The sequence below is a fragment of the Streptomyces bambusae genome, from assembly GCF_020532645.1.
Taxonomy (GTDB): Bacteria; Actinomycetota; Actinomycetes; order Streptomycetales; family Streptomycetaceae; genus Streptomyces; species Streptomyces bambusae.
Map to the genome: position 1 here is coordinate 93,463 of NZ_JAJAUZ010000009.1, position 21,164 is coordinate 114,626.

The following is a 21,164-nucleotide window of genomic DNA, read 5'->3' on the forward strand; positions in this document are numbered from 1 at the left end:
CGGCGACGGCGCGGCGACGACCGGCCGGGGGCCCGAAAGCGGAAATGGGAACGGTGGTGAGTACGCCATGTCACGGGTGACGGTGGAAGGGGACGAGGTCGTCGTCCGGCTGGGCTTTGGGGAATGGCTGCCGGCGCGGCGGCGCGAGATCCGCGTGCCGGCCTCGACGGTGCGCGGCGTCCGGATCGAGACCAACTGGTGGCGCGCGCTCCGCGGTGAGGCCGGGCGGGGCCGGTGGGCGCCGGGGCGGTGCGTGGGGGTCCGGCAGGCGGCCGACGGCGAGCAGTTCGTCGCTCTGAAGGCGGGCGGGCCCGTGCTCTGCATGGAACTGGGTGCCGGTGCGCCGTTCCGCGAAGTGGCCGTGTCCGTCCGCGCTGCCGACGCCGAGGAGGCCCAGCGGGTGGTGCGCGCGGCGATGCCCGAGGCGCCCGGGGAGTCTGTGGACTCCGGCGGGGAGGCCGGGCGGGAGCGGCTGCTGCTCCCGCACGAGGGGCGGATGGTGGACGAGCACGGCCGCCCGCCCGGGGTGCCGTCGCGGACCGGCAGTGGTGCGGCGGGGCAGCCGCTCGATGCGGAGCGGGTGGACCGGGCCAATGCCGACCGTCCTCGGAGGGACCACGTGGTCCGCTGGGCCGACGAGCCCCACGTCGACTGAAGCCTGCGGCACCGGCGGACGGGGGACTACGCGTTCGGCGCGGCGGCGCTGATGTCCGCGAGGGCGGACGTGCTGTCGCGGTCCATGGCGAGATCGCCCAGGGAGACGATGCCCACCGGTCGGTCCTGCTCGACCACGGGCAGCCGGCGCAGCGCATGGGTGCGCATCAGCTCGACGGCCTTGTCGACGTCGTCGTCCGGGCCGATGGTGACGGTTGCTTCGCTGCACACGTCGGCGACGGTCGTGTCCTCGGGTTCCTTGCCTTCGGCCAGCACCCGTACGACGAGGTCGCGGTCGGTGACGACGCCCTTGAGGCGGCCGTCGTCGACGACGAGGACGTCGCCGATGTCCTCGTCGCGCATGCGGCGGGCGGCCTGCGCCACCGACAGCTGGGGTGCGGCGGTGACCAGACGCCCGGTCATGACTTCGCGGATCTTCTCGGACATGGGTTCCTCCCTCTCGCGGGCCTCCGTCGCCGCCGCTGCCCGGGCCGGCGCGGCGTAAACGACCGGGCGGGCGCCGGTCCGGTCCGGTCCGGTCCGGTCAGGCGGCCTCGGCTCCGCGCGTGAGGGCGTCGATGAGTTCCCGGCGGTTCATGCCGGAGCGGCCCGCTATGCCGGCGGAGGCCGCCTTCTCGTACAGCTCGGCCTTGGTGAGCGACTCCAGTGCGGACTTCCCGGGCTCGGCGCGGCTGCGCCCCTTCGCGGAGCGCTTGCCTCCACCCCGGGCTCCTTCGATGCTCGCGCGCAGGGCTTCCGTCAGGTCGATGACGTTCGTCGCCTCCGCCGGGAGCTCGGCCTTCTCCACGGTCTCGCCGGCCTGTTTGGCCTTGACCAGGGCGGTGACCTTCTCCCGGTAGGTGTCGTGGAAGGCCTCGGGGTCCCAGTCGATGCCGAGCGCGGTGATGAGCTGCTCCGCCATCTTCATCTCGTTCGCGCTCGTCCTGGCCGAGGCGGCGGGCAGGTCGGGGACCTCCTGACGGGGGTCGCGGATCTCGTCGGCCCAGTGCAGCGTGTGCAGGGTCAGGATGCCGTTCTCGGACTTGAGGGCGACGAGGTACTCGCGGCCGCGCATGACGAAGGTGGCGACACCGGCGCGGTTGGTCCTGGCGAGGGACCGCTCCAGCAGGGCGTACACCTTGGCGTACTCCTTGCCCTTGGGGCCGAGGTAGTAGGTCCGGTCGAAGAAGACCGGGTCGATCTCGTCCAGGTCGGCGAAGCCGGCGATCTCCAGGACCTTGGACCGGCCCGGCGCGATGTCGTCGAGCTCGGCGGGTTCGACCAGGACGTACTCCCCGCCCGTGTCGTAGCCCTTGACGATGTCGTCGGGACCGACGTCCTTGCCGGTGCGTTCGTTGACGCGCCGGTTGCGGATCCGGTCGGAGGTTCCGCGCTGCAGCTGGTGGAAGCGGAGGGTGTGGCTGTCGGTCGCGGTGTACATCCCGATGGGCACGCTGACCAGCCCGAAGCTCAGTACGCCGGTCCAGACGGGTCTGGCCATGCTGATCACCGCCTTGCTGCGAAGTAGGGCGTCTGCCCGCCCCGCGCGTGCCGGAAACGGCGGCCCGCCGGGTGTTTGCCCGGCGTGCCGGGGGTCAGACGCCTGACAGGGTGCCTTCCGCGCCCCCGGCTCCCGGACCCCGCGGGCCGGACCGGCGGCAGACGGGGTTCGGCATGAGCGCGAGGAGTGCGGCGAAGGTCTCCGATCACGTGCTGGAGCGACTGCGCGAGTGGGGGGTGGAGCACGTCTTCGGCTATCCCGGTGACGGCATCGGCGGGCTCCTCGCGGCCTGGGTCCGCGCCGGCGACCGGCCGATGTTCGTCCAGTCACGGCACGAGGAGATGTCGGCCCTGCAGGCCGTCGGGTACGCGAAGTACTCCGGACGGGTCGGCGTGTGCGCCGCGACCTCCGGGCCCGGCGCGATCCACCTGCTCAACGGTCTCTACGACGCCAAGCTCGACCACGTGCCGGTCGTCGCCCTCGTCGGGCAGACCGCCCGCACCGCCATGGGCGGCGCCTACATGCAGGAGGTCGACCTGCTGTCCCTCTACAAGGACGTGGCCTCCGACTTCTGCGAGATGGTCACCGTTCCCCAGCAGTTGCCCGGTGTCCTGGACCGGGCCATGCGGGTGGCGGCCGCGCGGCGCACCGTCACCGCCGTGATCCTTCCGGCCGACGTGCAGGACCTGCCGTACGAGGCACCCACGCACGAGTTCAAAATGGTGCCCTCCAGCCAGGGCATGGGCCGCTACGCGCCGGTCCCGGACGACGACGACCTGGCCCGCTGCGCCGAGGTCCTCAACGCCGGTGCCAGGGTCGCCATGCTGATCGGCCAGGGTGCGCGGCACGCGCGTGCCGAGGTGGAGGAGGTCGCGGAGCTGCTGGGGGCGGGCGTGGCGAAGGCGCTGCTGGGCAAGGACGTGCTGCCCGACACCCATCCGTACGTCACCGGCTCCATCGGGCTGCTCGGCACCCGGCCGTCGTACGAGATGATGCGCGACTGCGACACGCTGTTCGTGGTGGGCTCCAGTTTCCCGTACAGCCAGTACCTGCCCGAGTTCGGCCGGGCCCGGGGCGTGCAGATCGACGTGGAACCGTCGCTGGTCGGGCTGCGCTATCCGTTCGAGGTCAACGTGGTCGGGGATGCGGCGCAGGCCCTGAAGCGGCTGCTGCCGCTGCTGGAGCGGAAGACCGACCGGAGCTGGCGCGATGGGATCGAGCAGGCAAACGAGCGCTGGTGGGAGGTGATGGAGCGGCGGGCGCAGGTGGCGGCGGATCCGGTGAACCCGGAGCTGGTGGTGCACGCGCTGGACGCACTGCTGCCGGACGACGTGATGCTGGCTGCGGATTCCGGTTCGGTCGCCAACTGGTACGCCCGGCACCTGCGGATCCGCGGTTCGATGCGCGGCACGCTCTCCGGCACGCTGGCCACCATGGGGCCGGGTGTCCCGTACGCCGTCGGGGCCAAGTTCGCGTTCCCGGGGCGGCCGGCCATCGCGCTGGTGGGCGACGGCGCGATGCAGATGAACGGGATGGCCGAGCTCATCACCATCGCGAAGTACCACCGGCAGTGGACCGATCCGCGGCTGGTCGTCGCGGTCCTCAACAACGGCGACCTCAACCAGGTCACGTGGGATCTGCGGGCGTTCGAGGGGTCGCCGCAGTTCGAGGAGTCGCAGTCGCTGCCCGACGTCCGGTACGCCGATTTCGCCGTCGGGATCGGCCTGGCGGGCGAACGGGTGGAGGAACCCGGCGGCGTGGCGCCGGCCTGGCGGCGCGCGCTCGCGGCGGACCGGCCGTACGTGCTCGACTTCCGCACCGATCCGGCGTTTCCGCCGATCCCCCCGCACACCACGTTCGCGCAGGCGAAGGCGACTGCCGGGGCGCTGCTCCGCGGCGACGGCGACCGCGGTTCGGTGGTCCGCCAGGGGCTCAGGTCCAAGGTGCAGGAGTTCCTGCCGGGCAGCGGACCGCAGTGAGGGTCCGTCAGGTGCCTGCGGCGGGCAGTGGGGTGAAGACGAAGCCGCTGCGCGGGCGGGTGGGAACCCGGTGGAGCAGGATCCGCAGGTCCTGTGCGGGCACCCGGAGCTCGGTCCGGGCCAGCTCGGTGCACAGAGCGGCCAGGACGCGCACCGCGATGTCCTCCCCGGGGCAGCGGTGGCCGTGCCGGGGGTCTCCGCCGCCCTGCGGGACCAGTGCGTCACGGGCCGGCGGGTGTCCGAGGAAGCGCGCCGGCTCGAAGCGGTACGGATCCGGCCACAGCTCGGGGTCGTGGTTCTGGCCGAAGAGGTCGAGCAGCACCAGGGTGTCCTTCGCGATCGGCCGGCCGTGCCAGTCCAGGTCGGCGGCCGCCAGGCCCGCCGTGAACGGGGCGAACGGGTAGAACCGGCGTACTTCGTGGGCGAAGGCGGTTTCGTGGGCGGGGGTGTCGGCGGCACGGAGTTCGTCCCGCAGGGCCGGTTCCCGGTGCAGGGCGTGTGCGGCGAAGGTGACGAACCAGGTGAGGGCCACGGTCGGGCGGATGACGTTGAGCAGTTCCACGGCGGCGGTGTGCGGGTCCAGGAGGTGTCCGTCGGCGTCGCGGTGCCGGGCGATCCGCTCCAGGACCGTTCCGGAACCGCTCTGGCCGCCGGAACGGCCCGCCGGAACGGAGTCCGCTCCCACGGCTGCGGTGTCCCGCGACCGGCACCGGGTGACGGTCCCGGCGAGCCGTGCCTCCTGACGGGCGCGGGCGCGGCGGGCCCGCGCGTGGCGCGGCCCGGGGGCTGCGAAACCGTCGACCATGGCCACGCAGTCCTCGGCGGTACCGCGGGCGAGCGGCGCGGCGAGCGGCACGCCCGCCCATTCGCCCACGGCCGCGGCGAGTACCACGGCCGCTTCGTCGAACAGCACGACCGGGCCGCGCTCAGCCCACTCGGCGGCCTGCTCGCGCCAGTGCCGCAGCACCAGGTCGGTGAGCCGCCCGTTTTCCTCGGCGTCCATCAGCATGCCGGTGAACAGGGACTTGCGGACCCGGTGCGGCGGCCCGTCGAGGGTGTGCACGGCCCCGCGCCCGAACAGGGTGTCGAGTACGGGTCCGGGCAGTGCTTCCTGCCGGTGCACGTGGTCCTCGTCGTAGAAGAAGGCCACGGCGTCCGGCCCGCCGAAGGCCACCGCGGGTTTCCCCAGCAGCCTGGTGTGCACCAGCCCGGCGGCATCACGGGGCTGCGCGGGCAGCCAGGCGTAACCGCGCAGCAGCAACGGAATCGTGCGGTCGAGCAGTGTCATGCACCGCGGCTACCCGGCCGCCGGGTGCGCATGCCCGGCGCCGCCCGGACGGCTCGGCGTCAGGCGGCGTAGCTCGGCCGGGGCAGTTCGGCCTGGCCGAAGAGGAGGGCGTAGCCGGTGGGCAGGTGGTCGAGGAGTCGGGCGAGGAGGTCGGGGCCGGCCAGGCGCGACACGACGGACAGTACGGCGCCGGTGTCCCAGCGGGCGACCGCGGGGCCGGCGCCGGTGCGGGCGGCGAGGTCCTTGACGAAGCCCCAGCCGGTCAGCGGCTCGGCGGCGGGGATCTGGGCGGTCAGGACGAGTGCGGCTTCGACGGGCAGCAGTCGGGCGAGTTCGACGCGTTCCGTGCCGGTGATCTGACGGCCCAGGGCGGCCAGGACGTTGCGGACGGCTTCCTCGGCGCGGTCACGGGTGGGATAGGCGCCTTCGTAGCGCACGCGGGCCAGCATCTCGTCGAACGTCGGGGCAGCGGAGCGCCCTGCCGGTCGGGGCTGGTGGTACATGACTGCGATGGCCTTTCTCGGTACGGGTCGGTGTGGGTGGTGGGGCGCGGCTCGCCCACGTCAGGTGGACGGCGGGCGGCCGAACAGGGCGTCGTAGCCGGGCGGGAGCTGGAGCAGGACCTCGTGGGTCAGCCGGTCGCCGGCGGCCGCGGCGGCGGTGGAGAGGACGGCGCCGACGTCCCACAGGGCCGTTGCCTCGGTGGCTCCCTCGATCCAGGCCGCCGCCGCGCGGACGAAGCGTTCGGGTGAGAGCGGCTCGGCGGCCTGGAGGGGATTGAGCAGGATCAGGGCGTACGTCTCGGGGAGGCGAGCGGCGAGTTCGGCGCGTACGGTGCCGGCCAGGTGTGCGCCCAGCAGGGCCAGGACGACGCGGGCGGCCCGTTCGGCCTCTGCACGGGTGCGGTACTCCCCGGCCTCCTGGACGTGCGCCAGGAACGCGTCCGCGCGTATCGGCATCGGGTCATCACCTCCGGGGGACGGAGTGTGGACGGCGGGACGGCAGGACGGCGGGACGGCAGTGCGGGCGCAGGGGCGCGGGGGCGGGGCGCCGGAGGGGGTCGGTCTCCCCGCCCCCGCCGCTCTGCGGGCGCCGTCAGCCGGAGATCTGCTTGCGGCCGGAGTCGCCGCGGATGGCGATCTTGCGGGGCTTGGCGCGCTCGGAGATCGGGATCCGCAGGGTCAGGACACCGGCGTCGTAGTCGGCTTCGATGCGCTCGGTGTCGAGGGTGTCGGCCAGCATGACCTGGCGGGAGAAGACGCCCAGGGGCCGCTCGGAGAGCTCCATCTGAACACCGTCGGACCTCTGCGCGGGCCGGCGCTCGGCCTTCACCGTCAGCATGTTGCGCTCGACGTCGATGTCGATCGCCTCGGTGCTGACTCCGGGAAGGTCGAAGGCGATCACGTACGCATCGCCCTCCCGGTAGGCGTCCATCGGCATCACGGACGGCTTGGACCACGTGCCCGACGTGCCAGAGAGCTGCTGGACGATGCGGTCCATCTCGCGGAACGGGTCGGTGCGCATCAACATCGCGAAACACCTCCAGTTGGTTCAGGCAGAAACTGCCAATGCGCTTCAACGTGCTTCCGTTGTAACATGTCATCCAATCGATGACAAGCAATTCGTCATCCAAACGATGACGACAGCAACGACGTGAGGATGAGCTCCATGGAAGAGGCCGGAACACCGGCTCCCCAGGTGTCCTTCCCGGCCGCAGCCGCGGCCCTGGAGGGCATCGGGCGGGCCGTACGCGAGGCCCAGGCGTCCTCGGGGGCGAGTCCCGCGACCGGGACACCGGATCCGGCCTCCGACCGCTCCGCCGCGCTCGCCGCACTCCTCCTGCTGCGCGTGGTCCGCGAAGAGCTCGCCGACTGGGAGAGCGTTCTGATCGAAGCCGCCCGCGACCGCGGGGCCAGCTGGGCGGACCTGGCCGGCCCGCTCGGGGTCGCCAGCCGTCAGGCAGCCGAACGCCGCTACCTGCGCCGACGCCCGGGAGCGGCCGGTTCCACCCGCGAGCAGCGCGTCGAAGCCACCCGCACCTCCCGCGCCGCCGACCGCAGCGTGAGCGCCTGGGCCCGGGACAATGCGGCCGACCTGCGCCGGCTCGCCGGCCAGGTCACCGCGCTGACCGGCCTTCCCGCCGGCGCCGAGGGGGCTGTCGACGACCTCAACCTCGCCCTCGCCGACGACGACGCGGCCCGCCTCGTCCGCCCCCTGACCGACAGCCGGGCCCACCTGCGCGCCCAGGACGCCGACCTCGCGGACCGCATCGACGCCATGACCGAGCACACCGACCGCCTCCGCCGGGACACCCACGACCAGCGCGGCAACTGACCGGCGGGGCCTCGGGATCAGTCGGTGTCGAGGCCGTCGATCAGGCGGTTGAGGTACCGATGAGCGCGACGGCCCACCGGTTCGCCGTCGGCCACCGGATCCGTTGGCAGATTAGCGGAGGCGCCCATCCGCGGTATGCCCGCAACCCCGGCAACGGCAATCACGGGCCGACGCCACCGGCTTCACCCCGGTGCGCATCACGCTCCATGCCGGCTCGGCGCTTACGCTGCCCGCCCACGGCAGCGGGCCTGCCGGTCAGGTCCGGTAGCGGTACAGGATCCGGCCGCGGGTGAGGTCGTACGCGCTGACTTCGACGAGGACCCGGTCGAAGGGGAGCACCCTGATGCGGTGCTTGCGGATCTTGCCGCTGATGTGCGCGAGTACCTGATGGCCGTTCGGGAGCTCCACCTTGAAGGTGGCGTTGCGCAGGCACTCGACGACGGTGCCTTCGACTTCCAGACCGCTTGCCGTTTTCGTCAATGTGTCTCTTTCCGGAATCAAGGAGTGGGTGCGGGACGGCCGGCGATCGGGTGACCGGCGGCCGTGGCCCGCTCCGCACGTTAGCGACCTGCGGTGTCCCGCCCAACCGGTTTTCGTCCGCCGGCCGCCGTGGTCCCGGCCGCGCCGCCCGTCAGGAGGTGCGCCGGACGGTCGTGCGGATCCAGTCGGCGTAGGCGGGCACACTCGCGTAGAGGCCCGGCCCGGCCGAGCAGTCGACTCCCGGGGCGCCGGGGCCCGAGGTGATGCCGACGAGTTCCCAGCGGCCGTGCCGGCCCTTGCGCAGCTGGGGCCCGCCGGAGTCGCCGAAGCAGGCCATGGCCCGGGGTACCCGGCTGATCGTGCACAGCCGGGTCCGGTCCGCGTAGCCCGGCGCGCACTCGGCCTCGGCGCCCCGGCGCGTGTCCAGCTCCTGCAGCCGCTCCGCGAACTTCAGTTCGCTGTCGGAGGTGCTGCCGAACCCCAGGATCCGGGTCGGGGTACCCGGGCGCCCGGGCTGCGCCGCGAGGGGGACGGGCTGCCGGGCGACCGCGCGGTCGAGGCGCACCAGCGCGATGTCGTGGCGGTTGGGGCCTTCGCCGCCGCCGTTCACGTAGCCGGGGTGGACGACCGTGCGCTCGATGGACCGGACCGTTCCGCCCGACTTCCGGTGCTCGCTGCCGATCCGGACGATGCCGTCCAGTTCGAGGCCGTCGCCCTGCACGCAGTGGGCCGCGGTCAGCACCCACCGGGGGTGGACGAGCACCGCGCCGCAGGAGCCGTCGTACAGCCCGTGCTTCGGGGCCCACTCCGGGATCGACGCCATGAAGGGGTAACGCTCCGTGGCATCAACCCCGTTGACGATCGCTCCGGCGCTGCCGGTCATCGCCGAGGCGCAGACCGCCAGGGCGAGGGCACCGACGGCGGTGGCACGTGCCGCGCGTCGGTGGAGCGGCGTGGCAGAGGTCGGCTTCCGGTTGAACACAGGGGCTCCATCGCTGGTGGGTGTGCACGTCCGCAGGCCTCTCCTGGCCGCAGCTCCGTGCGTCGGATACGTCCCAGCCTGTCCGTTCAAGATCCACCGGGCCATCCGGGTACCCGGCCCCGGCACGGGGGGATAACCCGACATCGCCCGTACGCACGGGCCCCCGGACCCGTCGTTACGGTGTGGCCAGCTCGCGGAACAGCGCCTTGATCGTGTCCTGGTCGGCGATCAACGGAAGGGTGTCGAAGTACAGTTCCCACTCGCCGCCCGGACCGAAGCGTTCCACGATGCCGAAGCGGACGGTGCCGCCCTTCGCGGTGGTGGCCGTGCCGTGCCACTCGACGTACGTGGTGGTGCGGCCGAAGGCGACCTGGCCGGCCTTGAAGCGGACGTCGGCGGCCGCGAAGAGCCGCTCCAGGTAGGCCCGCTTGCCGGCGGCGGTCCGCAGGGGTGCGTCGAGTCCCGGACCCGAAAGGTGCGCGTTGCCGAGGCGGTCCACGAGACCGGCCGCGTCCTCGCCGTTCCACATCGCCAGCCGGGCCGGGATCTCGTCGGCGCGGAACCGCTCCGCACGGCGGCCCCCGCCCGCCGGGGCGGCGCCGGCGTCGACGTCGGCGACACCGTCGAACAGGCCCTGCGGGGCGGTCGGGACCGTGTCGCGGAACAGGACGTGGCGGTCGTAGTAGCGGCGTGCCTGGAGGGTCTTGCCGTCGTCGGCGAGGAGGTTGCGGGCGATCTGCGGGTAGGCGACCGTACGGCCCTTGAGGGTGACCTCGTTCCACTGGCCGAACATCATCGTGCTGCCGTCGGCCACCACGTCCGTCCCGCGGTAGCGCAGGTCGGGGACGAGGCGGAGGGAGCCGGTGATGGAGGTGCCGATGGTGCTCCGGCCGTGCTGCGCGTCACCGCCGGCCTCCCAGAGGGAGGCGTCCTCGTCGAAGATGTCGAGGTACGCCCGCACCCGCGGGTGGGTCAGGTCGCCCGGGGCCGGCGGGGTGCCCGTGGGCATCTCGCCGAACGCGATCTGCCGCTGCATGAACGCGCAGGCGTTCGGGGTGATCCTGCCCTCCAGGCGCTCGACCTTCGCCCGGACGTCGGGGCACTCGCCCGGGCCGGACCCGCCGGCACCCGCCAATGCCGCGGCGGAGGTGGAGACCCCCACGGCGAGCACCGCAACGGCCGCACCCACTGCACCACGCCGACCCACGAACCGGTACATGTCCCTTACCTCTTCTTCCCGTTGTCCGCTTGAGTGGGACAACCATGCAGGTCAGGCGCGTGGGCACGCGATTACCCCGGAGGTAAGGGCCTGCGGGTACCGGCATCCGGACCGCTCATGGTGGTGCCGGGAGGGTGCATGGCAGGATGGCGGGCCGGACGCCGGTTCCCAGGAGGACGACGACATGCGGCAGCGGCTCAATCTGATCCTGCTCGGTGTGCGCGACGTCGCCGCTTCGGTCGCGTTCTACGAAGCGCTGGGCTGGCGGCGGTCCACGGCGGGATCGGACGGGTTCGCGCTGTTCGAACTGGGCGGGGTGGCGATCGCGTTCCAGTCCCGTGCGGCCTTCGCGGCCGATGCCGGGCTGGCCGACCGGGAGCCGGGTGGTTTCGCCGGCTTCGCGCTGGCGTACGTGGCCCGCAGTGCCGAGGAGGTCTACGAGGTCATGGCCAAGGCCGCCGGGCTGGGCGCGACCGTCACCCGCCCGGCCGGCCCGAACCCCTGGGGGCACAGCGGGTACTTCACCGACCCCGACGGCCACCTCTTCGAGGTGCTGTACGAGGACGGCTGGATCTTCGACGACCAGGACGACCTGGTCCTTTGACCGGGCGCCCGCCCGGGCCCGTCACCGCGACGCGAGGGACTCCGCGGCGGTGAGCCGGTCGGACGCCCCGGCCGGCGAGAGGCGCCGGGGGTGGTCGGCACCGGTCAGGAGGGCGAGCGTCTTCTCCCGGACCACGAAGCGGCTCATGCCGCAGTCGAGGCCGTCGTCCTCCAGGTCGTCCGGGTAGGGGGCGCGGGACCACGTCCCGTTCTCGTACCAGTAGACGCAGCCGAGTTCCCAGCCTTCGAGGAGTTCCCGGAGACGGTCGTGGGGCAGCCAGTCGGGGGCCTGCGCCAGCATGTCGATCCGCGGCTCGTGCCATTTGACGCCGCTGGACTCGTCCTCGCCGTACAGGACGTAACGGCCCTCTCCCATCGGGGCGAAGGTCCACCAGGTGCAGCCGCAGTCGTCGAGGTGCAGGCCCTCTTCGTCGAGCCAGGTGCCGGTGCGGTGGACGCCGCGGCCCTCGTTCTCCGGGGTGGCCTCCAGCTCGGCGACCAAGGCCCAGCGGGCCCAGAGCACTTCGGCTGAGGGCAGGTCCTCCGGCCTGCCCGGCCTGTCGATCGCCATGGTCGTACCGCTCCTTCGGGTCCGGGGGATGCGTTTCCTTGATCCTACGGCGGGCCGCGGCCGGTGGGACGGCCTGCTTCCGCCCGGTCCGCCGTCCCGCGGCCGGGCGGTTCCCGGGCGTCCCGGGGCGTCCCACCGGTCCCACCGGTCCCGCCGGTCCCGTGGGAGATCCCGGGGGAGATCCCGGGACGTCCCAGGCGTTGCCGCAGCTCTTCCGGCGTTTTCAATGGTCAGGCGCTCGCTGCCGAGCGGGGCTTCCGGGGCTGCTGCCACCGATGGTCCCCGCCTTCGCCGAATGCGCCGTCGCACCGTCCGGTGGGACCGAAGAACGCGTCGAGGGAAGTGTGTTGAGATCACGTAGGAGAGCGCGGGTGCCGTTGGCCGCCCTGGCCGCGGGCGTCGTGCTGGGCGGGCTCGTACCGGCGTCGGCCTGGGCCGAGGGCCGGGCCGCCGGGCCGGACGCGCAGCGCACGGCCGTACTGGGGGCGGACTACCGAAGGTCAGGGGATACGGCCTGGACGACCAGCGGCGATGCGCGGGGGTTCCACCTGCTCACCGCGCGGGAGCGCGACGGGTACGCGTGGCAGACGACCGCAACGCTGTCCGAGCCGGGCGGCGGCAACGCCTTCGGCACGTGCGATGTGGCGGCGCGCGGCAGCGGCGGCAACAACCCCTGGAGCATCGCCCCGCCCGTCCCGCTCATCGGCGACGGGCCCGACAACCGCCCGACCCGGGTCGGACACTGCGACGACCTGGCGTCCGGTTTCACGGTGAACACGACGCCGTAGCGACCGCCCGTACGTCCGGCGGGCAAGCGGGCAGGAGGACGAGTGGCGCGGGCCCCGGCGACGACCGGGGCCCGCGTCCTCCTCCGCGGACGACGGACGGTCGTTCTCCCGCTCGCACGGACGACATCACTCCACACCATCACATCCCGAACCACCCGGAAGGATCTTGCTCATGAAGACGTCTCTCCCCCCGCGTGCCCGGTCGGTCGCCATGGGTGCCGCACTGGCCGTCTGCCTGCTCGGTGCCACGGTGCCCGCCGCGGCCGCCGCCCCGGCGGCCCCGGCCGTGGCCACCACCTGTGAGAGCGCCTGCTTCCTCGGCGTCCGTACCGCCACACACGACACGTACGACCGGCTGGTCATCGACCTGGGCGGCCCGAATCTGCCGACGTGGACGGAGCACATCGGCGACGGCGGCCTCAGCTACAACGACGGCGGAAGCGGCGAATCCAAGCCGGTCCCGCTCACCGGGAAGCGCTTCCTCACCCTGGACTTCTTCGGCGTCAACAACTACACGACCACCGGCGCGAACTCGTTCACCGGCGCCACCACCCAGCCCCTCAAACTGCCTGCGATCAAGGGTTACGCCATGCTGGGCGGTTACGAGGGCTACTACTCCTTCGGCCTCGCCCTCGGCGACCACACCCGCCACCGCGTCTTCACCCTGACCAACCCCAACCGCCTGGTCGTGGACGTCTACCGCTGACGGGCAGGGCGCCGCCGTCGGCGGCGCCCCTGTCCGGCATGTGGGCGGGGCCGTGGCGGAAGTCGCCCCTCCCGCCGCGAAAGTGCAGGTCAGGGAGGTGTGCGGGCGGCGGGTGGTGGCGCAATACTGTGGCAACACCATCGGGGTGGCGCTGCCGGTACGTTCCTCCCATGCCCGCTGAATCCGCCTCCGCCGCCCGACCGCTCGCCGCCGCGCGCCGTCGGCGGTTGCGGGCGGACCGGGCCCGCCAGGTCGCGGATCTGCTGCGCCACCAGATCCTGGCGGGCGGGTTCCCGGGCGGTGTCCTGCCCCTGGAGGACGCCATTGCCGCCGACCACCGGACCAGCCGGAACACCGTCCGGCACGCGCTGGACCTGCTGCGCGGCGAGCAGCTCATCGAGCGTCAGCCGGGGGTGGGCACCGTGGTGGTGTGTGAGAAGTTCCGGCACGGACTGGACCGCCTCCAGGGTCTGGCGGAGACGCTGCACGAGCACGGCCGGGTGACGAACGAGGTCCGGGCCGTCGGACCCGTCACCGCCCCGGGTCCGGTGGCGCACCGGCTGGGTCTTCCCGAGCACAGCGACGTGCTCTGTATCGAGCGGCTGCGCCGCCTGGGCGGCCTGCCGCTGTCACTCGACCTGTCCTACCTGCCCATGGACGTGGGCAGTGAGCTGCTCGGCTGCGACCTGGAGAACACCGACGTCTTCCGGCTGCTGGAGTCGCTGACGGGGCGCCCTCTGGGCCATGCCGAGATCACGCTGGAGGCGGTCAACGCCGACGCCCACTCCGCGGCGGTGCTGCAGGCTCCGCGCGGGGCCGCCGTACTCATGCTGGAGCGCCTGACCTGCCTGCAGGACGGCCGGCCGGTGGACCTGGAATTCATCCGGTTCCGTGGCGACCGCATCACCATGAACGGCGTGCTGCACCGCTCCCTCTGACGAGTGCTCGGGACCCGGGTGCCGATTCCCGGGCGCCCTGCTTCCCGGCTCCCCGGATTCCCGGGCTGCCCACCCTTCCCACCCCCTTCCCACCCTCCCCTCATGCCGCCCTGCCGGGCCTTGGAGACCGTCATGCCCCTTGTTCCCCAGCGCGCCGACGTGCCCGTGACCATCGACGAATCCCGGTGCATCGACGGGTGCACGCTCTGCGTCGACATGTGCCCGCTCGACTCCCTCGCGATCCGCGAGGACAACGGCAAGGCGTACATGCACGTGGACGAGTGCTGGTACTGCGGCCCCTGCGCAGCCCGCTGCCCCACCGGCGCGGTGACCGTCAACATGCCCTACCTGCTCCGGTGAAAGGCCGAACTCCGATGAACAAGCAGAGACCCCACCTGCGACGCCGCCCGCTCGTCCCCCTCGCCGTGCTGCTCCCGCTGCTCGCCGCCTGCGGCACGTCGGCCGACGCGGACGGCACGGCCCGTCCGAAGACGGTCACGGTGACGGTCGGCTACCAGTCGAAGACCATCAACACCGTCACCGCCGGCACCCTGCTGCGCTCCCTGGGCTACTTCGAGGAGGAGCTGAAGGCCCGCGGGAAGAGGGACGGCACCACGTACGAGGTCGACTGGCAGGACTACGCGACCGGCGCCCCGATCACCGCACAGATGACCGCCGGGAAGGTCGACATCGGCTCGATGGGCGACTTCCCGCTGCTGATCAATGCGGCCCGCGGGAAGCAGCTCAAGCAGCCGACCCGGCTGGTCGCGGTCACCGGATACAACCTGCGGGGCGGGCTGAACACCGTGGTCACCGCGCCCTCTTCGCCGCTCCGCTCCCTGGCCGACCTGCGCGGCAAACGGGTCTCCACCAGCGTCGGCTCAGCCGCCGACGGCACCCTGGTACGGGCTCTCCAGCGGGCGGGGATCGACGCCGGCAAGGACGTCAAGAAGCTCAACCAGCAGCCCAGCGTGGGGGCGTCGGCCCTGACGGCCGGCAGCGTGGACGCGCTCTCCCAGTTCGTCGCCTGGCCCGGCCAGCTGGCCTTCGAAGGGCGCGCCACCGCCCTGTACGACGGAGCGGAGCTGAACCTTCCGACCTTCCACGGCGTCACCGTCCGGGAGAAGTTCGCCGAGCAACGGGCCGGGGTGCTGGACGACTTCCTGAAGGCGCAGCGGCGGGCCACGGACTACCTCCGCGAGCAGCCGGTCGCAGCCGCCGAGTCGGTGGCGAAGGAGACCGGGCTGCCGGCGGAAGTGGTCTACCTCTACAACGGGGCCAACGGCATCGCCACCTTCGACCCGGCGCTCCGCCCGGAGCTGATCGCCGCACTGAAGCAGGACGTGCCGGTGCTCAAGTCGGCGGCGCTGGTGGGCGACGTCGACGTGGACGCCTTCGTCGACCCGGAGCCGCTGAAGCGCGCCGTGCAGGCCCCGGCGTATCCCCCGGCGGGCGCGGCCAGACCCGAGCTGTGGCTGAAGGGCCAGGCCACCACCCGTACGTTCGACAGTCCCAAGGAGCTGCTGAAGGCCGCCAAGGGTGCTCAGGTGCGGGCGGCGTACGTGCCGGACGCGCTGACCGGCACCCTGTGGTTCGCCGACAAGGCGGTGTGGGTGGCGGACGGGTCCGAGCTGCGGGCCTTCGTCACCACGGCCAGTGCGCAGCGGTACGTCGGCGCGCACGCGGGGGCGCGCGTCGTCCGCTACGCGGAAGCCGTGGGGCTCGCGTCATGACGGCGGGGCGCCGGCTGCTGCGCGTGGCCGCGCTGGGCGCGGCGCTCGGGCTGTGGCAGCTGCTGACCTCGTGGGACGTGAGTCTGTGGCTGCGGTTCGAGCAGTTCCCGACGGTGGGCGAGGTGGGTTCCGCGCTGGCCGACCGGCTCGGCACGGCCGCGTACTGGCAGGATCTGGGCCACAGCCTCCGCCGGATCGTGCTGGGCTTCCTGCTGGCCGCGGTGCTGGGGGTGGCGTTGGGCACGGCGATCGCCCGGTCGCGGTGGGCCGCGGACCTGCTGGGTCCGCTGGTGGAGGTGGTGCGGCCGGTGCCGGCCATCGCGCTGGTTCCGGTGGCCATCCTGCTCCTGCCGACGAACGAGCAGGGCATCGTGTTCATCACGTTCACCGCCGCCTTCTTCCCGGTGGTGGTGTCGACTCGGCACGCGGTCCGGGCGCTGAGTCCGGTGTGGGAGGAGGGCGTGCTGACCATGGGCGGCGGCCGGCTGCGGGTGCTGTTCTCGGTGGTGCTGCCCGGCGCCCTGCCGGGCGTCTTCGGCGGCCTGTCCGTGGGCATGGGCGTCTCGTGGATCTGCGTGATCTCCGCAGAGATGATCTCCGGCGAGTACGGGGTGGGGTACCGGACCTGGCAGGACTACACCGTCGTCGACTACCCGGGGGTGTTCGTCGGCATGGTGACCATCGGATCGCTGGGATGGCTCACCTCGACCGCGGTGGAGCTGGCGGGCCGTCGGGCCACCGTCTGGCTGCCGCGTCCGGCCGGACGGGTGGCCTCCGGGAGGAGCCGTCCGGCCGCGTTCCGCAGCGGCAGCCGTGCTGCCGCGCGCGGCGGGAAGTCCGCCGCAGCCGCCTCCGACGGCATCTCCGCCGACCGTTCCGCGGCCCCGGCCGCCGTTCCCCGTAAGGAGCCGGTCCCGTGACCACCTCCGCTCGTCTGCTCGCCGCGCCCCCGGCCACCGGTGCCGCGCTGACCCTCCAGGACGTACGGCTCGGCCATGCCGACGGGGTGGCGCTGCCCGGCACCGTCACGCTGCGCATCGCTCCGGGCGAACTCCTGGCCGTGGTCGGGCCGTCCGGTTGCGGGAAGTCCACCCTGCTGCGCACCCTCGCGGGTCTGCTGCCCCCGCTGGACGGGCAGGTCACCCAGGACGGCGTACCGGTCACCGGGCCCTCCGCCGACCGGGCGCTGGTCTTCCAGGAGGACGCCCTGCTGCCCTGGCGTACCGTCCGCGCCAATGTGGAACTGCCGTTGGCGATCCGCCGGGTGCCCCGCGCCGAGCGGCGTGCGGCCGCGGCGGAGTGGCTGGACCGGGTGGGTCTGGCCGGGCACGCCCGCAAGCTGCCGCAGCACCTGTCCGGCGGCCAGCGTCAGCGGGTCCAGCTGGCCCGTGCGCTGGCCGGCCGGCCCCGTGCGGTGCTGATGGACGAGCCGTTCGGTGCGCTCGACGCCCACACCCGCGCCGGGATGCAGGACCTGCTGGTGGACATCCTGCGGGGCACGGGAGCGACCGTCGTCTTCGTCACCCACGACGTGGACGAGGCCCTCCACCTCGGTGACCGGGTAGCCCTGCCGGGCACCGGCGAGGTCCTCGACGTACCGCACCCGCGCCGGCGCGACGCGCAGCACGACCCCGGCACGAACGCGCTGCGGCGCCACATCCTCGACTCGCTCTAGAACGAACCCCTCCGGAACCATCCGAAAGGCATCCCCCCGTGGACACCCTGGTGGACGCTCCCCTGACCATCCCTTCCCTCGCCGACGCGAGGGAACTGTCCTGCGACGTCCTCGTGATCGGCGGCGGGACCGCCGGCACCATGGCCGCGCTCACCGCGGCCGGGCGCGGTGCACGGGTACTGCTGCTGGAGAAGGCGCACGTACGGCATTCCGGTGCGCTGGCCATGGGCATGGACGGGGTGAACAACGCGATCATCCCGGGCCGGGCCGAGCCCGACGACTACGTCGCCGAGATCACCCGCGCGAACGACGGCATCGTGGACCAGTCGGCCGTCCGGCAGACCGCCACCCGCGGCTTCGCGATGGTGCAGCGCCTGGAGTCGTACGGGGTGAAGTTCGAGAAGGACGAGCACGGCGAGTACGCGGTCCGCCAGGTGCACCGCTCCGGGTCGTACGTGCTGCCGATGCCCGAGGGCAAGGACGTCAAGAAGGTCCTCTACCGGCAGCTGCGGCGGCGCGAGATGCGGGAGCGGATCCGCATCGAGAACCGGGTGATGCCGGTGCGGGTGCTCACCCACCCGGACGACGGCCGGGCGGTCGGCGCGGCCGGGTTCAACACCCGCACCGGGGAGTTCGTGACCGTACGGGCGGGTGCGGTGGTCCTGGCCACCGGGCCCTGCGGCCGGCTCGGGCTGCCCGCCTCCGGTTACCTGTACGGGACGTACGAGAACCCGACGAACGCCGGTGACGGCTACGCGATGGCGTACCACGCGGGGGCCGCGCTCACCGGGATCGAGTGCTTCCAGATCAACCCGCTGATCAAGGACTACAACGGGCCCGCCTGCGCGTACGTGGCGAACCCGTTCGGCGGCTACCAGGTGAACCGGCACGGCGAGCGGTTCGTGGAGTCGGACTACTGGTCCGGGGAGATGATGGCCGAGTTCGCCGCCGAACTGGCCTCCGACCGGGGACCGGTGTACCTCAAGCTCAGCCACCTGCCCGAGGAGACGATCGCCGGCGTCGAATCGATCCTGCACACGACGGAACGGCCCACCCGCGGCACGTTCCACGAGGGCCGGGGCCACGACTACCGCACCCACGACGTCGAGATGCACATCTCGGAGATCGGGCTGTGCGGCGGGCACTCCGCCTCGGGGGTACGGGTGGACGCGCACGCCCGCACCACGGTGCCCCGGCTCTACGCGGCCGGCGACCTGGCCTGCGTCCCGCACAACTACATGATCGGCGCCTTCGTCTTCGGCGACCTTGCCGGCGAGGACGCCGCGCAGTACACCGCCTACGAGGGCGAGCTGCCGCAGGACCAGCTGGCCGCCGCCCACGAGCTCGTCTACCGGCCACTGCGCCATCCGGACGGGCCTCCGCAGCCGCAGGTCGAGTACAAACTGCGGCGGTTCGTCAACGACTACGTGGCGCCGCCGAAGACGGGCGCGAAGCTGTCCCTGGCGGTGGAGGCGTTCACCCGCATGTCGAGGGAGATCGCCGGCATGGGGGCGCGGACGGCGCACGAGCTGATGCGGTGCGCCGAGGTGGGTTTCATCCGGGACTGCGCGGAGATGGCGGCCCGGTCCTCGCTCGCCCGTACGGAGTCCCGCTGGGGCCTGTACCACGAGCGGACGGACCATCCCCGGCGGGACGACGCGGACTGGCTGCACCATCTCGACCTGCGCAAGTCGGCTTCGGGAGCGATGGTGTTCACCGCGCGACCCGTGGAGCCGTACGCGGTCCCGGTGCCGGAGTTCACGCCGGTGGCGGGACCGGAGCGCCTGCTGGGCGAGGTGGCACTGGTCCCGGTGGCGACGGCCGGGCCGCGGGACGCGGTCCCTGCCGCCCGCCCTGCCGCACCCGTGGTGCCTGCGCCGGCCGGTGCCGGCGACGTCTCGGCGCCCAGCCCCGCCCTCCTGCGTCTGCTCTCCCTCGCGGAGGAGTCCCCGGGCCTGGATGCGCTCGTGCCCTACCTGGAGGACGGGGATGCGGCGGTGCGGGCGGCGGCGGTGGCGGTCCTCGGCGAGACCGCGCCTGCGGGCACCGGGCCCGTGCTCGCCCGGTGCCTTCAGGACGCGGCACCGCGCGTCCGGACGGCCGCCGCGGCCGCGCTGCGAGAACTCGTGGAAGTGCTCCCTGCGGAGGCAGAACTGGGCCACGGGCTGCGGACGGCCCTGGGAGTCGACGACGCCGCCGTCCGGGCCGCGGTGCTCGACGTCCTGCGGGCGCTGCGGCTCGGCGATGCCGGCGTGTACGCCGCCGCGCTCGCCGACCCCGACGTCGAGGTCCGCACCTGCGCCGTCCGCGGCCTGGTCTCCGTGGACGCGGTGCCGCAGCTGGCGGCGGCCGCCGCCGACCCGGCCCGCGAGGTCCGCGTCGCCGTGGCCCGCGGTCTCGCCGCCGTGCACGCCCCGGTTCCGGCCCCCCTCGACCCGCTGCTCGACGACTCCGACCCCCTCGTCCGGGCCGCCGCCCTGACGGCCCTGGCCACCACCGGCTGCCCGCCCCCGTACGCCGCACGGGCCACGGCCGCCCTCGCCGACCCGGCCTGGCAGGTCCGCGCCGGAGCCGCCACCGCTCTCCGGGCCGCCCCCGCCGACCTGTCCGTCCGCGCCCTCGGCCGGACCGTGTCCGATCCGAACGCAGACGTCCGCAAGGCCGCCGTCCTCTCCCTCCTCCCCCACCGCTCCGTCCCCGAAGCCCGCACCACCCTGGCCACCGCAGCAGCAACCGACCCGGACGCGGACATCAGGGCCTACGCGTCGCGCGGGGGGTCGTGACGACGAGAGACGGGCCGGCTCCCGGGCCCGCAGCACCGTCGGCCGACGGACCGGTCCTCTTACGAGCCGAGGTCGGCGCGCACGAGGCGGAATGCGGCAGCCGGGTCCGGAGCAGCCGGCCTTGGCCGCCAACCGGGCCAGCCGGAGCACCTGCTCCTGCGCCGGACGGCCGACGCCGACGTCGTCGAGATCCGCGTCGGTCATGCTGGTGACCACGGTCACGGCGAGGACCTGCAAACCGGGGAAGGCGCGGGCGGCCTCGACCGCGGCGGCCATGATGCCCACCCCGCCCATGGCGTGCACCGTCACCATGGAGACCTCCAGGGCTCCCGCGGCGCGGACCGCACCGGCAACCGAGTTGGGGGTCTCGAGCCGGGTACCGCCGCCCCGGCCGCCGCCACCGCCGCGCGCAGGCCGTCGAAGTCGGTGACCGCCGGCTCCAGTGCGGACAGGGCGGACAGGGCGGACAGGCCGATCGACCGCTCCGTGTCGATCGCTCCCGTCTGCGGATCCCAGCCCTCCGTCGCGGCGATCGAGAACGTGATCTGCGACGGCCTGGATTGGGCCCACTCCTGCAGGTACGCCGCGGACCTGACCTCCACCCGCGGATCGTCGGGCAGACGGAGGTCCACGGTGTCCCATTCCACCCGTGTGCCCTCCGCCAAGCCGAGTGCGAGCGCGACGATGTACTCGGCGAGCGCCCCCCGCAGCGTGTTCCCCACCAGCCCCGAGTACGCCCAGGACCAGATTCCGGCGACGGTGCCGTGCGCGGTGCCGCGCAGGTGGAGGGCTTCGTCTCCGGTGCGGCGGACGGCGGGTATCGAACCCAGGGGGTCGGTCATGGAGGTCGTTCTGCCGGGTGGCAGGCCGTCGCTGCGCACTGGTCCGGGGGCGGCCGTAGAGTGTGGCGCGCAGATGGCCAAGATCGCT

At 73.1% G+C, this 21,164-nt stretch carries 23 protein-coding genes and 2 pseudogenes; 13 read left to right on the top strand and 12 right to left on the bottom strand.

Annotated elements, in window-relative coordinates:
* Nucleotides 1-67 precede the first annotated feature (67 nt).
* On the top strand, nucleotides 68-655 hold the full coding sequence (locus LG634_RS09130) for a hypothetical protein (protein WP_226733167.1): 588 nt from the start codon (nucleotides 68-70) through the stop codon (nucleotides 653-655).
* A 26-nt stretch (nucleotides 656-681) separates the two neighbouring features.
* On the opposite strand, the gene LG634_RS09135 is transcribed toward LG634_RS09130, so the two are convergent.
* Nucleotides 682-1,101: a CBS domain-containing protein gene (locus LG634_RS09135; protein ID WP_226733168.1), complete on the bottom strand. Its 420-nt coding sequence runs from the start codon at nucleotides 1,099-1,101 to the stop codon at nucleotides 682-684.
* A gap of 97 nt (nucleotides 1,102-1,198) precedes the next feature.
* Nucleotides 1,199-2,155 (bottom strand): non-homologous end joining protein Ku, encoded by a 957-nt coding sequence (ku, locus tag LG634_RS09140; protein ID WP_226733169.1) that lies wholly within the window; start codon nucleotides 2,153-2,155, stop codon nucleotides 1,199-1,201.
* Between the two features lie 173 nt (nucleotides 2,156-2,328).
* Here ku and LG634_RS09145 point away from each other — a divergent pair, with 173 nt between their 5' ends.
* On the top strand, nucleotides 2,329-4,134 hold the full coding sequence (locus LG634_RS09145) for a thiamine pyrophosphate-requiring protein (protein WP_226733170.1): 1,806 nt from the start codon (nucleotides 2,329-2,331) through the stop codon (nucleotides 4,132-4,134).
* 7 nt (nucleotides 4,135-4,141) lie between these two features.
* Here LG634_RS09145 and LG634_RS09150 read toward each other — a convergent pair whose 3' ends face one another.
* From LG634_RS09150 to LG634_RS09165, 4 genes are all read right to left on the bottom strand, one after another.
* A complete protein-coding gene (locus LG634_RS09150) occupies nucleotides 4,142-5,422 on the bottom strand; it encodes a cytochrome P450 (RefSeq protein WP_226733171.1) in 1,281 nt (426 codons plus the stop codon).
* Between the two features lie 59 nt (nucleotides 5,423-5,481).
* Nucleotides 5,482-5,925 (bottom strand): DUF2267 domain-containing protein, encoded by a 444-nt coding sequence (locus tag LG634_RS09155; protein ID WP_226733172.1) that lies wholly within the window; start codon nucleotides 5,923-5,925, stop codon nucleotides 5,482-5,484.
* 60 nt (nucleotides 5,926-5,985) lie between these two features.
* Complete coding sequence (locus tag LG634_RS09160) at nucleotides 5,986-6,381, bottom strand: DUF2267 domain-containing protein (RefSeq protein WP_226733173.1); 396 nt, start codon at nucleotides 6,379-6,381, stop codon at nucleotides 5,986-5,988.
* A gap of 136 nt (nucleotides 6,382-6,517) precedes the next feature.
* Nucleotides 6,518-6,952 carry an Hsp20/alpha crystallin family protein gene (locus LG634_RS09165; protein ID WP_226733174.1) on the bottom strand — a complete coding sequence of 145 codons (435 nt, stop codon included), beginning with the start codon at nucleotides 6,950-6,952 and terminating at the stop codon, nucleotides 6,518-6,520.
* Between the two features lie 138 nt (nucleotides 6,953-7,090).
* On the opposite strand from LG634_RS09165, the gene LG634_RS09170 reads away from it, so the two are divergent.
* Together LG634_RS09170 and LG634_RS38550 are read left to right on the top strand one after the other, a co-directional pair.
* Complete coding sequence (locus LG634_RS09170; RefSeq protein ID WP_226733245.1) at nucleotides 7,091-7,756, top strand: HSP18 transcriptional regulator; 666 nt, start codon at nucleotides 7,091-7,093, stop codon at nucleotides 7,754-7,756.
* A gap of 47 nt (nucleotides 7,757-7,803) precedes the next feature.
* Nucleotides 7,804-8,024: pseudogene (locus LG634_RS38550) on the top strand (CocE/NonD family hydrolase C-terminal non-catalytic domain-containing protein); the annotation flags it as partial.
* Here LG634_RS38550 and infA read toward each other — a convergent pair.
* From infA to LG634_RS09190, 3 genes are all read right to left on the bottom strand, one after another.
* Nucleotides 8,012-8,236, bottom strand: a complete 225-nt coding sequence (gene infA, locus LG634_RS09180; protein WP_226733175.1) for a translation initiation factor IF-1 — start codon at nucleotides 8,234-8,236, stop codon at nucleotides 8,012-8,014. The pseudogene LG634_RS38550 and the gene infA overlap by 13 nt on opposite strands.
* 151 nt (nucleotides 8,237-8,387) lie before the next feature.
* The gene (locus LG634_RS09185) at nucleotides 8,388-9,218 is read right to left on the bottom strand and encodes a S1 family peptidase (RefSeq protein ID WP_372482395.1); all 831 of its coding nucleotides are present in this window, start codon (nucleotides 9,216-9,218) and stop codon (nucleotides 8,388-8,390) included.
* A gap of 175 nt (nucleotides 9,219-9,393) precedes the next feature.
* Nucleotides 9,394-10,437 (bottom strand): hypothetical protein, encoded by a 1,044-nt coding sequence (locus LG634_RS09190; protein WP_226733176.1) that lies wholly within the window; start codon nucleotides 10,435-10,437, stop codon nucleotides 9,394-9,396.
* Between the two features lie 184 nt (nucleotides 10,438-10,621).
* Between LG634_RS09190 and LG634_RS09195 the strand changes: the two genes are divergently transcribed.
* Complete coding sequence (locus LG634_RS09195) at nucleotides 10,622-11,041, top strand: VOC family protein (RefSeq protein WP_226733177.1); 420 nt, start codon at nucleotides 10,622-10,624, stop codon at nucleotides 11,039-11,041.
* Between the two features lie 21 nt (nucleotides 11,042-11,062).
* Here LG634_RS09195 and LG634_RS09200 read toward each other — a convergent pair whose 3' ends face one another.
* Nucleotides 11,063-11,611, bottom strand: a complete 549-nt coding sequence (locus LG634_RS09200; RefSeq protein ID WP_226733178.1) for a hypothetical protein — start codon at nucleotides 11,609-11,611, stop codon at nucleotides 11,063-11,065.
* A 371-nt stretch (nucleotides 11,612-11,982) separates the two neighbouring features.
* Between LG634_RS09200 and LG634_RS09205 the strand changes: the two genes are divergently transcribed.
* The 8 genes from LG634_RS09205 to LG634_RS09240 all read left to right on the top strand — a co-directional run bounded on the left by LG634_RS09205 (nucleotide 11,983) and on the right by LG634_RS09240 (nucleotide 20,234).
* Entirely contained in the window at nucleotides 11,983-12,399 is a 417-nt protein-coding gene (locus tag LG634_RS09205; protein ID WP_226733179.1) for a hypothetical protein, read from the top strand.
* Nucleotides 12,400-12,571: 172 nt separating this feature from the next.
* On the top strand, nucleotides 12,572-13,105 hold the full coding sequence (locus LG634_RS09210) for an AMIN-like domain-containing (lipo)protein (protein ID WP_226733180.1): 534 nt from the start codon (nucleotides 12,572-12,574) through the stop codon (nucleotides 13,103-13,105).
* Nucleotides 13,106-13,275: 170 nt separating this feature from the next.
* Nucleotides 13,276-14,043, top strand: coding sequence for a GntR family transcriptional regulator (locus LG634_RS09215; RefSeq protein WP_226733181.1), 768 nt, complete (start codon nucleotides 13,276-13,278; stop codon nucleotides 14,041-14,043).
* Nucleotides 14,044-14,175: 132 nt separating this feature from the next.
* Nucleotides 14,176-14,403 (top strand): 4Fe-4S dicluster domain-containing protein, encoded by a 228-nt coding sequence (locus tag LG634_RS09220; protein ID WP_226733182.1) that lies wholly within the window; start codon nucleotides 14,176-14,178, stop codon nucleotides 14,401-14,403.
* Nucleotides 14,404-14,417: 14 nt separating this feature from the next.
* Nucleotides 14,418-15,776, top strand: coding sequence for an ABC transporter substrate-binding protein (locus LG634_RS09225; protein ID WP_226733183.1), 1,359 nt, complete (start codon nucleotides 14,418-14,420; stop codon nucleotides 15,774-15,776).
* Nucleotides 15,773-16,696 carry an ABC transporter permease gene (locus tag LG634_RS09230; protein WP_226733184.1) on the top strand — a complete coding sequence of 308 codons (924 nt, stop codon included), beginning with the start codon at nucleotides 15,773-15,775 and terminating at the stop codon, nucleotides 16,694-16,696. The genes LG634_RS09225 and LG634_RS09230 overlap by 4 nt, the downstream gene beginning before the upstream one ends.
* The gene (locus LG634_RS09235) at nucleotides 16,693-17,451 is read left to right on the top strand and encodes an ABC transporter ATP-binding protein (protein ID WP_372482396.1); all 759 of its coding nucleotides are present in this window, start codon (nucleotides 16,693-16,695) and stop codon (nucleotides 17,449-17,451) included. Before LG634_RS09230 ends, LG634_RS09235 begins: the two co-directional genes overlap by 4 nt.
* Before the next feature lie 62 nt (nucleotides 17,452-17,513).
* Entirely contained in the window at nucleotides 17,514-20,234 is a 2,721-nt protein-coding gene (locus LG634_RS09240) for a fumarate reductase/succinate dehydrogenase flavoprotein subunit (protein WP_264202913.1), read from the top strand.
* A 156-nt stretch (nucleotides 20,235-20,390) separates the two neighbouring features.
* On the opposite strand, the pseudogene LG634_RS38420 reads toward LG634_RS09240, so the two are convergent.
* Together LG634_RS38420 and LG634_RS09250 are read right to left on the bottom strand one after the other, a co-directional pair.
* Nucleotides 20,391-20,546 (bottom strand): annotated as a pseudogene (locus LG634_RS38420) (orotidine 5'-phosphate decarboxylase / HUMPS family protein); the annotation flags it as partial.
* Entirely contained in the window at nucleotides 20,540-21,076 is a 537-nt protein-coding gene (locus LG634_RS09250; RefSeq protein ID WP_226733186.1) for a hypothetical protein, read from the bottom strand. The pseudogene LG634_RS38420 and the gene LG634_RS09250, both read right to left, overlap by 7 nt.
* Nucleotides 21,077-21,164: the final 88 nt, after the last annotated feature.

Excerpts from the sequence above, each read along its gene's own strand:
- LG634_RS09130 (WP_226733167.1), top strand. The coding sequence starts at position 68 with ATGTCACGGGTGACGGTGGAAGGGGACGAGGTCGTCGTCCGGCTGGGC.
- LG634_RS09135 (WP_226733168.1), bottom strand. The coding sequence starts at position 1,101 with ATGTCCGAGAAGATCCGCGAAGTCATGACCGGGCGTCTGGTCACCGCC.
- ku (WP_226733169.1), bottom strand. The coding sequence starts at position 2,155 with ATGGCCAGACCCGTCTGGACCGGCGTACTGAGCTTCGGGCTGGTCAGC.
- LG634_RS09145 (WP_226733170.1), top strand. The coding sequence starts at position 2,329 with ATGAGCGCGAGGAGTGCGGCGAAGGTCTCCGATCACGTGCTGGAGCGA.
- LG634_RS09150 (WP_226733171.1), bottom strand. The coding sequence starts at position 5,422 with ATGACACTGCTCGACCGCACGATTCCGTTGCTGCTGCGCGGTTACGCC.
- LG634_RS09155 (WP_226733172.1), bottom strand. The coding sequence starts at position 5,925 with ATGTACCACCAGCCCCGACCGGCAGGGCGCTCCGCTGCCCCGACGTTC.
- LG634_RS09160 (WP_226733173.1), bottom strand. The coding sequence starts at position 6,381 with ATGCCGATACGCGCGGACGCGTTCCTGGCGCACGTCCAGGAGGCCGGG.
- LG634_RS09165 (WP_226733174.1), bottom strand. The coding sequence starts at position 6,952 with ATGTTGATGCGCACCGACCCGTTCCGCGAGATGGACCGCATCGTCCAG.
- LG634_RS09170 (WP_226733245.1), top strand. The coding sequence starts at position 7,091 with ATGGAAGAGGCCGGAACACCGGCTCCCCAGGTGTCCTTCCCGGCCGCA.
- LG634_RS09190 (WP_226733176.1), bottom strand. The coding sequence starts at position 10,437 with ATGTACCGGTTCGTGGGTCGGCGTGGTGCAGTGGGTGCGGCCGTTGCG.
- LG634_RS09195 (WP_226733177.1), top strand. The coding sequence starts at position 10,622 with ATGCGGCAGCGGCTCAATCTGATCCTGCTCGGTGTGCGCGACGTCGCC.
- LG634_RS09200 (WP_226733178.1), bottom strand. The coding sequence starts at position 11,611 with ATGGCGATCGACAGGCCGGGCAGGCCGGAGGACCTGCCCTCAGCCGAA.
- LG634_RS09210 (WP_226733180.1), top strand. The coding sequence starts at position 12,572 with ATGAAGACGTCTCTCCCCCCGCGTGCCCGGTCGGTCGCCATGGGTGCC.
- LG634_RS09215 (WP_226733181.1), top strand. The coding sequence starts at position 13,276 with ATGCCCGCTGAATCCGCCTCCGCCGCCCGACCGCTCGCCGCCGCGCGC.
- LG634_RS09220 (WP_226733182.1), top strand. The coding sequence starts at position 14,176 with ATGCCCCTTGTTCCCCAGCGCGCCGACGTGCCCGTGACCATCGACGAA.
- LG634_RS09225 (WP_226733183.1), top strand. The coding sequence starts at position 14,418 with ATGAACAAGCAGAGACCCCACCTGCGACGCCGCCCGCTCGTCCCCCTC.
- LG634_RS09230 (WP_226733184.1), top strand. The coding sequence starts at position 15,773 with ATGACGGCGGGGCGCCGGCTGCTGCGCGTGGCCGCGCTGGGCGCGGCG.
- LG634_RS09250 (WP_226733186.1), bottom strand. The coding sequence starts at position 21,076 with ATGACCGACCCCCTGGGTTCGATACCCGCCGTCCGCCGCACCGGAGAC.